Raw genomic sequence first — 5821 nt, 5'->3', positions numbered from 1 at the left:
GAGCCGCTCCGAGTCTGAGCTGCTCAGGCCGGCCGTCGCGCCGCGTACAACTGCCGTAGCTGGTCGACCAGCGGACCGGTGGCAAGGCCCTTTTCCAGGAGCGCGTCGGCGCCGAGGGCGAGCACCTGATCCAGCAGGGTCTCCTCCGAAAAACCGGTGAAAATCACGACGACCGCCCGCGGCGCGATACGCCGAATCCGAGGCAGCGCACCGATACCGTCCAGGACCGGCATCGCGAGATCGAGCAGCACCAGATCCGGATCGGTGCGATGCACCTCGTCGATGGCCTGCGCCCCGTCGGCGGCTACGCCGACGACGGTGAAGTCCGGCTCGGTCCCGAGTAGTAGGCACAGCAGGTCACGCACACCGTCGGCGTCGTCGGCGACGACGACCCGGCATGGGCCCGGGGCGACCGGCGAACCGGGATCGGTCGTGGCCTCGCCGGGCTTTGGCCCAACAGCGCGGGCGTCCATCAGACGGCCGGTATCCACCATTCTTTTGTACGCGCGCAGGTCGGCCATGTGCATCGTCATTCGGGATGGTTTTCGAGGATGACCCAGACCGGTCATCATCGCGATACCTGCCGAGCCGGGCATGGCACCCATGACATGGCACAGAGGCATGGTGTGACACCTGGCGGAATACTCCGATCAGGTCGGCTCGCCGGGATTCTCAATGTTTCCGGCGGAACTTCGACACCATCCCTCTTGTTTCCCAACGAGAACACAAGATAGCCGGCATAATGCGGCGGTGGGCGGCCGGCCCACCCCGCGCTGCGATTACTTAGAGTAATCATTCCGATCGCTCGCGTATGGGACTTTCTGCCCCTAGCCTACAAGGGTGCTCCATGGAGTAATCTGATCACTATAAGTGAATCCGGCCGGATGGCCCGGCCGGGCGTGCCGGAAGGACAGCGCAGATGCGGCAACGGAGCCGAGGCCGTCACGGCACGGCGACCGCCGAGGACCTGCTCCCCGGCGAGGTACGTCGGCGACGCTGTGAGCGTGGCCTGACCCGTGACGAGCTCGCCGCGCGCACCGGCTATAGCCGTCAGTACGTCGCCCAGCTGGAGCAGCCCAGCCGTGGCATCCCGGCCCGGCCGGTGATGGCCGCGGTGGATGCGGCGCTCGAGGCCGGCGGCGCGTTGATCGACCTGCGGGAGGCCGCCGTCGCGGCCCGGGCCGAGCGGCTTCGGCGCGGTCCCGATCCGGAGGCCGAGTCGCGCCGCCGCGTGTCCGACCTGCTCGACCATCGCCGCAGTGACGGCGAGCTGGACTACCTCGACCGCCTTGTCGCCGACCTCATCGCCCGGGCCGACGGTCTTGACCCGGTGGACGTCACCGCGCTCGTGCTCGATCACCAGAGTGTGGTCGACACCCTGCTGCGCACACCACTGCTTCCACACCAGCAGTTCCGCCTGTTCATGCTCGCCGGTCACCTCGCCGGCCTGCTGGCGATCTCCCTGCTGGACGTGGACGAACTCGCCGGCGCGAGCACCTGCTGCCTGGAGGCGGCCGTGTTCACCGAGCTCACCGGCCACGAGGGTCTGCGGGCCTGGACCCTCGCCGTCAACGACCTGATCGACGCCGCCGCCCGCAGCGCCAGCGCCAGTGATGCCAGTGATGCCAGTGATGTCGCGGAGCAGAGCTGGGCTGACCTCGATCAGTCGGCCGGTGCGGACGCGGCCACCCAGGCGTTGGCCGAGATGCTCACGGCGCCCGGCGGGCGAGCGAGCCAGCCCCGCCTCATCGCGCTGGTGAAGGGCCGCATCGATCGCTTCGGCGGCGACAGCCGTCGCCCGCTGTCCCAGCAGGCCGGACTGTCCCACGCCTTCCATCCCCCGGTCTGAGTATCCCCGGATCACGCGCGTTGTTCATTTTTCCTACCGGTTGGGTAGAGTAGGTTCTGTCGCCCTGTATCGATGCCTGATTGCGGTGCCGTAGTAGCACCGTCGTAGCGTTTTCACCCGTTTTGCCCGCTCTTAGGTGGGTCAACCTGCGGCCACCTGACGTCAGGGGCCTCACAACCCACCCATCGGCTCCACATCTGTGGAAGCATGACGGGGTGGTCGCGCGCGCCCTCACCCTCGGGGCGCCGGTTGTGCGTAGGGCTGGCCGTTCGGTCGCCATCGCATGCCGGCGCGGCGTTGTGTCGTCCCCCGCAGCCCCGTGCCTGGTGATCGAGCCGATGCTCGTCGCCCGTCTGTACGTTGACCTGCTGCGGGTTTCCAGCGCCGGCTGTCGCCGCTCCCGCTGACGTCCCCGCGCGGTGCCGTGTCGACGGTGCCGCGCATCCCCGCGCGTCGAAAGATTATTCATGCCTTCTGCTGCCCGTCCGGCCCGTTCCACCGCGCCTGCGTCCCGTCCCAAGGGCGCGGGCCAGTGGGCGCTGGGCTACACCGAGCCGCTCAACGCCAACGAGCAGATGAAGAAGGACCAGGGCGGCCTGGAGGTGCGCGAGCGCATCCTCAACGTCTACCCGAAGACCGGCTTCGACAGCATCGACCCGCAGGACCTGCGCGGCCGGTTCCGCTGGTGGGGGCTCTACACCCAGCGCCGGCCGGGGATCTCCGGCGGACGCACCGCGGTGCTCGAACCCGAGGAGCTCGACGACTCCTACTTCATGCAGCGGATCCGTCTCGACGGCGGCCGGATGAGCGCCGACCAGCTGCGCGTCATCGCCGACATCTCCACCCGCTACGGCCGCGACGTCGCAGACGTCACCGACCGGCAGAACATCCAGCTGCACTGGATTCGGATCGAGGACGTCCCCGCGATCTGGGGCGCGCTCGAAGGTGCCGGGATGACAACCGCCGAGTCCTGCGGCGACACCCCCCGCGTCATCCTCGGCTGCCCGCTGGCCGGTGTCGACGGGGACGAGGTCATCGACGGCACCGCCGTCATCGACGAGATCGTCGAGCGTTTCGTCGGCGATCCGACGCTGGCGAACCTGCCTCGCAAGTTCAAGACGGCGATCTCCGGCTGCGCCGACCACTGCGCCATGCACGAGATCAACGACATCTCCTTCGTCGGGGTCGTGCACCCCGAACTCGGCCCCGGCTACGACCTGTGGGTCGGCGGGGGACTGTCGACGAACCCGATGCTCGCCGTGCGCCTGGGCACGTTCGTCCCACCGGAGCGGGTCGTCGAGGTGTGGCACGGTGTCGCCCGCCTGTTCCGTGACTACGGCTACCGCAGGCTGCGGACCCGGGCCCGGCTGAAGTTCCTCGTCGCCGACATGGGCGCCGAATGGGTGCGGGCCACCCTGGAGAAGGAGTACCTCACCGCCGCGCTGCCCGACGGCCCGCCGCCGGCGCCGCCCCGCAACGAGGGCCGCGACCACGTCGGTGTGCACCGCCAGCGCGACGGACGCAACGCCGTCGGTTTCGCCCCGCGCGCCGGTCGTCTGACCGGGACGATCCTGCGCACCGTCGCCGACCTCGCCGACCGCCACGGCGCGGGCCGCATCCGGGCGACCACCACCCAGAAGCTCGTCATCCTCGACGTCCCCGACGCGCAGGTCGACCCGCTCGAGGCGGCCCTCGCGGAACTCGACCTCGTGGTGAACCCCAGCGTGTTCCGCCGCGGCACGATGGCCTGCACCGGCATCGAGTTCTGCAAGCTGGCCATCGTCGAGACCAAGGCCAACGCCCGCGATCTGATCACCGAACTCGAGCGGCGCCTGCCCGGCTTCGACGAGCCGATCGGCATCCACATCAACGGCTGCCCGAACGCCTGCGCACGCTTCCAGGTCGCCGACATCGGCCTGAAGGGCTCACTCGTCCCGGACGACGCCGGCGAGATGGTCGAGGGCTTCCAGGTGCACCTCGGCGGGCATCTGGGCACCCACTCGCGGCTCGGGCGCAAGTCCCGCGGCCTGAAGGTCACCGCGGACGGCCTGCTCGACTACGTCACCGGTCTGCTCAGCACCTACCAGGCCGAACGTGACGACAGCGAGAGCTTCGCCGACTGGGCCCAGCGCGCCGACGAGTCCGCGCTGACCGGTGGCGGGAGCTGATGGCCGGCAGCGCCCGGGCCGTCCCGTTCTACTGCCCGTACTGCGGCGAGGAGACCCTCGTCCCCGAGCCGGAGCACGGGCACTGGGCATGTCGATCATGCCAACGCGCCTTCCGCCTCAGCCTGACAGCCCTGGTAGCAGACAGCACGGCACGAGCGGACACCACGAAGGAGACGACCGTAGATGGACGCCGCGTTGAAGACCCGGGCCCTGCGAGCCGGTGACGAGCTCGAAGGCGCCCCGGCGCAGGAGATCCTCGGCTGGGCCGTCGAGGAGTTCGGCCCCAAGCTGGTGGTCGCGGCGTCCATGGCGGAGGCGGTCCTCGTGGACATGCTCGCCCGGATACGCTCGGACATCCCGGTCGTCTTCGTCGACACCGGCTACCACTTCGCCGAGACGATCGGCACCCGGGACGCCGTCGCCGCGACCTACGACGTCCCGCTGATCAGCGCCCGCCCGCAGCTCACCGTCGTCGGCCAGGACGCCGTGCACGGCCGGGACCTGTTTCGCACCGACCCCGACCTGTGCTGCCGGATGCGCAAGGTCATCCCGCTCGACCGGGCGCTGGCCCCCTACCGCGCCTGGGCCGCCGGCTCTCGGCGAGCCGAATCCGCGTCCCGGGCGAACCTGCGGGTCGTCGACTGGGACGCCCGGCGCGGCAAGGTGAAGATCCACCCGCTGGCCGCCTGGACCGAGGCCGACGTCGACCGCTACGTCGCCGAGCACAACGTGATCGTGAACCCGCTGCTGTCCGACGGCTACGACTCGGTCGGCTGCGCCCCCTGCACCCAGCGTGGCGCCGGCCGGGCCGGACGCTGGGTCGGCAGCACCAAGACCGAGTGCGGCATCCACTAGAGATAACCTGCCTGCCGTGATGGACGGACACGCAGCGGGTGAAGTCTGGCTGGTCGGAGCGGGCCCCGGCGACCCCGGACTCCTGACGGTCCGCGGTCGCGACCTGCTCGCCACCGCCGACGTCATCGTCGTCGACCGCCTGGCCCTGGCAGTCCTGGACGGTGCCCCCCCGGACGGTGCCCCCCCGGCCCAGATCATCCACGTCGGCAAGAGTGCCACCGCGCCGTCCTGGTCCCAGGAGCGGATCAACGCGCTGCTCGTGGAGCGGGCGCGGGCCGGCGCGCGGGTCGTGCGCCTCAAGGGCGGCGACCCGTACGTGCTCGGCCGCGGTGGCGAGGAGGCCGAGGCCTGCGCCGCCGCCGGCGTGCGCTGCACCGTGGTGCCCGGCGTCACCTCGGCCCTGGCCGTTCCCGCCCTGGCCGGCATCCCCGTCACCCATCGTGATGTCGCCCAGGAGATCGCGATCATCTCCGGCCACCTCGCCCCCGGCCATCCCGACTCCACCGTGGACTGGCCCGGCCTCGCCGCGTCTCGCGCGACCCTCGTCATCCTGATGGGCGTGGCCCGCCTGATCGCGATCACCGAGGCCCTGCTCGACGGCGGACGCCCCGAAGCCACCCCTGTCGCCGTGATCGAACGCGGCGGCACCGCCGCCCAGCGCGTGCTCCGCACCACCCTGGACGGCCTCGCCGTCGACGCGATCGCCGCCGGCGTCCGCTCACCCGCCGTCATCGTCATCGGCGAGGTAGCCGCCCGCAACGATGCCGCCGCGGCCCTGCTCACAGCCCTCGACGGCGTGAACGCGATCCTGCTCGCCGACCCCGACGAGGTCGCCGCCCTGGTCAGCCTGCTGCGCTCCGCCGGCACCGACGTCCGCGCCCTCGCCGGCCAGACCCTCGTCGCCGCCGGCCCATCCGCCCGCGAGGCCCTCGACTCCCTGGGCCTGGCC

At 70.8% G+C, this 5821-nt stretch carries 6 protein-coding genes; 5 read left to right on the top strand and 1 reads right to left on the bottom strand.

The genetic code is table 11. The features are described 5' to 3' along the window. Window positions 1-23: 23 nt before the first annotated feature. On the bottom strand, window positions 24-533 hold the full coding sequence (locus G6R24_RS17455; RefSeq protein ID WP_225438662.1) for a response regulator transcription factor: 510 nt from the start codon (window positions 531-533) through the stop codon (window positions 24-26). Between the two features lie 386 nt (window positions 534-919). Here G6R24_RS17455 and G6R24_RS17450 point away from each other — a divergent pair, with 386 nt between their 5' ends. The 5 genes from G6R24_RS17450 to cobA form a co-directional block, all read left to right on the top strand. Next, complete coding sequence (locus G6R24_RS17450) at window positions 920-1849, top strand: helix-turn-helix domain-containing protein (protein WP_163550285.1); 930 nt, start codon at window positions 920-922, stop codon at window positions 1847-1849. A 215-nt stretch (window positions 1850-2064) separates the two neighbouring features. Then, window positions 2065-2256 carry a putative leader peptide gene (locus G6R24_RS24230; RefSeq protein WP_391530628.1) on the top strand — a complete coding sequence of 64 codons (192 nt, stop codon included), beginning with the start codon at window positions 2065-2067 and terminating at the stop codon, window positions 2254-2256. 60 nt (window positions 2257-2316) lie between these two features. Further along, a complete protein-coding gene (locus G6R24_RS17445) occupies window positions 2317-4017 on the top strand; it encodes a nitrite/sulfite reductase (protein ID WP_163550284.1) in 1701 nt (566 codons plus the stop codon). Window positions 4018-4200: 183 nt separating this feature from the next. Continuing rightward, complete coding sequence (locus G6R24_RS17435) at window positions 4201-4872, top strand: phosphoadenylyl-sulfate reductase (RefSeq protein ID WP_163550282.1); 672 nt, start codon at window positions 4201-4203, stop codon at window positions 4870-4872. A 19-nt stretch (window positions 4873-4891) separates the two neighbouring features. Next, window positions 4892-5821: uroporphyrinogen-III C-methyltransferase (gene cobA, locus G6R24_RS17430; RefSeq protein ID WP_163550281.1), on the top strand; the 930-nt coding region annotated here is incomplete at its 3' end.

Origin of the sequence: Candidatus Frankia nodulisporulans, from assembly GCF_902806475.1 — a bacterium.
GTDB classification, from domain to species: Bacteria; Actinomycetota; Actinomycetes; order Frankiales; family Frankiaceae; genus Frankia; species Frankia umida.
This window is presented reverse-complemented; position numbering and strand designations above follow the sequence as displayed.